Origin of the sequence: Acidiphilium sp. 34-64-41 (genome assembly GCF_002282635.1) — a bacterium.
GTDB classification, from domain to species: Bacteria; Pseudomonadota; Alphaproteobacteria; order Acetobacterales; family Acetobacteraceae; genus Acidiphilium; species Acidiphilium rubrum.
The window spans coordinates 1-4,079 of record NZ_NCJX01000149.1 but is presented as its reverse complement, the minus strand read 5'-3'; the positions used below and the strand labels follow the sequence as shown (position 1 = coordinate 4,079).

Below are 4,079 nucleotides of genomic sequence, written 5' to 3'. Positions count from 1 at the left end.
TCCGACGAGGATTGGCGTGCCGGGGGGCAGGTAGCGCCGGAGGCGGCGGATCAGGTAGCGCAAGTGAGCGGGGCTGCCGCTGATGTCGAGATATGCGATTGAGGCCATGGCGACGTTGCTGACGTCGAGGTTTTGCAGGGTGTGGCGGGAAACGTCGTTGTATCTGACCATTCGGGCGGCGATGCCCTGGTCCTGCAGGAGGTGCACCAGCATGGCGGAGGCCGGTTCGTCGAGTGGGCCGCGGCCGGCGATGCTGAGGATGGCGGGGGCGCCGTCCAGCGGGGGTGCGCCTGCGGATAACGGATCGGTGGCATCGGCCGGGTCGTTGCGCTTTCCGATGTGTTCGGTCAGGCTTTCGACCAGCTCGTAGATGGTTTTTTTGACGGTCTCGAGCTGATCGGCGGCGAGTACGCCGCGTTCGGCATCAATGGCGGCGAGTTGCATGCCTTTGAGGGCGACGTCGTCGTAATACTCCGAGAGCGGCATTTCTTTGAGCAGTATTTCAGCCTGTTCGAGCACTTCATCGCCGTCTTCAGCCAGGATGCGCTGATAGAAGCTTTCGACCGGGCTGAGGGCGGGGCGGTCGCCGAACATGACATCGAGGAACTCCAGGCGTTTGACGTTACGGCCCAGGACCACCAGGCACAGGGTGAGCGGCGTGGACAGGAACAGGCCGACCGGGCCCCAGACCCAGGACCAGAAGATGGCGGCCACCACGACGGCGAAGGGCGAGATGCCGGTGCTGTGGCCATAGACCAACGGCTCGATCGCCTGGCCGGTGATGCCTTCGACAACGACGTAGAGGGCTGCAGTCCAGAGCGCCATCGACCAGCCGGGCTCGACGCCGGCGGCCAGGGCGATCGGCAGCAGGGCGGAGATGAACGAGCCGATGTAGGGGATGAAGCGCAGCAGCGCCGAGAGGACCCCCCAGAGAACAGGGTTTGGGACGCCGATGATGAACAGGCCGATGCCGACAACCTGCCGCGCGACAATCAGCATGAGAATGCGCGACAATCAGGATGAGAATCCTGGGTGGGATTCTGGGAGGGCGTAGCCCGAGCAGGATCCCACCCAGGAACGGGTTTCTTTCGAGACCTGTCTGGCTGGCCGTGATCGGCCGGGTAGTGTCTGGCTCCATCTCAGGAGCCACGACTTTGACCGGTTGCCCAATCACCGTTCAGCAGAAGAGATTGTTCATGACATTACGTATTGAGGGGGCTACCCCGCAGCAGGCCGCGGCCAGGAGCGGATTCAGCACCGCGACCGGCTATCGGCTCGAACAGGGGTCGTACTTGCCCGCTGTCGAGAGGCCACTGCGGCAACGCCGGCGCCCTGATCCGCTCGAGGCGGTCTGGGATGCCGAGGTTGTGCCGATGCTCGCCGCTGCACCTGGCCTACGCGCCGTCGCGGTGCTGGAGGAGCTGGGCCGGCGGCATCCGGAACTCGATCCCGGAATCAGACGCACGCTGGAACGAAGAATCAAACTTTGGCGTGGCCTGCATGGGCCAGAGCAGGAGGTCATGTTCCGCCAGACCCATCCCCCCGGCGAACAGGGTCTGTCGGATTTCACCGACCTTGCCGACCTCGGTGTCATCGTCGCCGGTCGCGTGCTGGATCATATCCTGTACCATTTCCGGCTGGCCCATTCCGGCTTCGAGCATGGCCACGTGATCCTCGGCGGGGAGAGCTATTCCGCTCTCGCCGTGGGTTTGCAGAACGCGCTGTTCGCCCTCGGAGGCGCGCCTTTGCAGCACCGCACCGACAGTCTTTCGGCTGCTTTCCGCAATCTCGATCACGACGCGATCGAGGATCTGACCACGCGCTATGCCAACCTTTGCGCGCATTTCGACATGACGCCGACCCGCAACAACACCGGCGTTGCGCATGAGAACGGCACGATCGAAAGCTCTCATGGTCATACCAAGAAAACCATCGCCGACGCCCTGCTGCTCCGTGGTAGCCGTGCTTTCGAGAACCTGACCGCCTACCGCCAGTTCATCGACGAGCACTTCGCCCGCCATAATGCCCGGCGGAGCAAGGCCATCAGCATCGAGCGCGCCACTCTCAGACCGCTCCCCAACGACCGCACGATCGATTACGAGGAGACCTTGGTGGGGGTGACCTCCTCCAGCGGCTTCGTACTGCGCAAAGTCTTCTACACGGTGCCCGCCCGGATGATCGGGCAACGGCTGCGCGTGCGGCTCTATGATGACCGACTCGAATGCTTTCTCGGCGGCAGTCGCGTGCTCACTTTGGCCCGCGGTCGCGCTGACCATGCCAACGGCAAGCATGGCCACGTCATCGATTATCATCACGTGATCCATGCCCTGCGCCGCAAACCGGCCGCCTTGCGCAACCTCGTCTATCGCGACCAGTTGTTCCCACGCCCCGCCTACGCCCGCGCCTATGAGGCGTTGGCCAAACGCCGATCCGACAAGGCCGCCTGCAAGATCACCGTCGAATTGCTCGGCCTCGCCCATGATTTCGCCTGCGAAGCCGAACTCGCCCGTGTGCTCGAGATCGAACTCGATGCCGGTCGCCTCCCCAGCCTCGATCTCCTTCGTGAACGCTTCCGCCCCGCCAGCACCAGCATGCCGATGGTCGTGATCAAGGCTGTGTCGCTCGGACTGTACGACGAGCTTGGCACCATCAACCGTGGAGATGCCGCATGAACCCCAATGCCGCGGCCGACGCCGCTCGCGTCGCCTTTCTGCTCGGTGAACTCCGCCTGCCGACCATCAAGCAGCTCTGGCCCGATATTGCCGCCCAATCGGACAAGGAAGGCTGGCCGGCAGCACGCTTCCTCGCTGCCCTGGCCGAGCATGAACTCGCCGATCGCGAACGGCGACGCACCGAACGCCATTTGCTCGATGCCCGCCTGCCAATCGGAAAATCCCTCGATAATTTTGACTTCAGTGCCGTACCCGTCATCAGCAAGGCCCACATCACCGCCCTCGCAACCGGCAATGCCTGGATCGAGACCGGAAACAATTGTCTCGTGTTCGGCCCGCCGGGCGTGGGTAAAAGCCATCTCGCGGCAGCCATCGGTCGCGAACTCATCGAAGCCGGGTTCCGTGTCCTGTTCACCCGGACCACCGATCTCGTTCAACGCCTGCAAATCGCGCGGCAGGAACTCAACCTCGAAGCGGCGATCACCAAACTCGATCGATACCACCTGCTCATCCTCGACGACATCTCCTACGTCACCAAGGATCAGGCCGAGACCTCGGTTCTTTTCGAGTTGATCAGCCGGCGATATGAACATCGCTCGATCCTCATCACCGCCAATCAGGCCTTCGGGGAATGGAACAAGATTTTCCCCGACCAGGCTATGACGCTAGCCGCCGTAGATCGCCTCGTTCACCACGCCACAATTCTGGAAATGAACGTCGAAAGCTACCGGCGCCGCGTCGCAATCGAGCGAAAACGAGCCCCAGGTCGACCCACCACCCGGCAAACCCCCAAAACATCTTCCTGATTGTCGCGCCGCGTCAATCAGCTTGAAATTACCCCTTGCAACCAAATCACGACAGGCTACCCTGCGCGACATCGCGGTCGGATTTTTCTCATCCTGATTGACGGGCGTTCTCATCCAGATTGTCGCGCTACAGACAACCAGGCCGAACGCGGTGTTGACGGTGAGTTGGGTGAGGAAATAGCGCCGCAAGCGGCTGTCGGCATCGTCCATGGCGATGGTTGTGCGGTGGATGTCGTCGGCGCCAAGTAGGCGGATCAGGCGATCGCGCAAATCTTCACTTTGGAGGAGCGCGAAAATGGCCACGATGAAGACGATGCCGAGTGTTGCAAGCGGCGAGAGGATGGGGGTGAGGAACTCCTTCGCCATGCCCCAGCGCGAGTTTGCCGAGGGCGCCGGCTGGGCCTGGGCCGGGGCTGATTTGCCGGCGTGCGCTGGCTGCGAGGGGGATTGCGATGCGGTCGACCGGGACGCCGGCGAGGGGATGGCGTTTGGGCTGTTATTAGTCTGCACCAGTTTCGTGAGTCGGCCAAGGGTGGCGGCTTTGAGGGTGCTGACCTTGGTTTCGATGGTGGTGGTGTATTTCGGCAGGTCACCGGCGAGG

The 4,079-nt window shown here is 62.7% G+C and carries 3 protein-coding genes; 2 read left to right on the top strand and 1 reads right to left on the bottom strand.

Annotated features, from left to right (window positions below; all coding sequences use genetic code 11):
• A partial coding sequence (locus B7X49_RS18275) for an AI-2E family transporter (protein WP_286840568.1) occupies nucleotides 1-1,014 on the bottom strand: 1,014 nt, incomplete at its 3' end.
• 182 nt (nucleotides 1,015-1,196) lie between these two features.
• On the opposite strand from B7X49_RS18275, the gene istA reads away from it, so the two are divergent.
• Both istA and istB read left to right on the top strand, forming a co-directional pair.
• Nucleotides 1,197-2,672 (top strand): IS21 family transposase, encoded by a 1,476-nt coding sequence (istA, locus tag B7X49_RS18270; RefSeq protein ID WP_286840566.1) that lies wholly within the window; start codon nucleotides 1,197-1,199, stop codon nucleotides 2,670-2,672.
• Nucleotides 2,669-3,478 (top strand): IS21-like element helper ATPase IstB, encoded by an 810-nt coding sequence (gene istB, locus B7X49_RS18265; RefSeq protein WP_286840564.1) that lies wholly within the window; start codon nucleotides 2,669-2,671, stop codon nucleotides 3,476-3,478. The genes istA and istB overlap by 4 nt, the downstream gene beginning before the upstream one ends.
• The last annotated feature ends 601 nt before the right edge of the window (nucleotides 3,479-4,079 follow it).

What these genes read in the sequence shown, in the direction of transcription:
- istA (WP_286840566.1), top strand. Translation starts at nt 1,197, where the DNA reads ATGACATTACGTATTGAGGGGGCTACCCCGCAGCAGGCCGCGGCCAGG.
- istB (WP_286840564.1), top strand. Translation starts at nt 2,669, where the DNA reads ATGAACCCCAATGCCGCGGCCGACGCCGCTCGCGTCGCCTTTCTGCTC.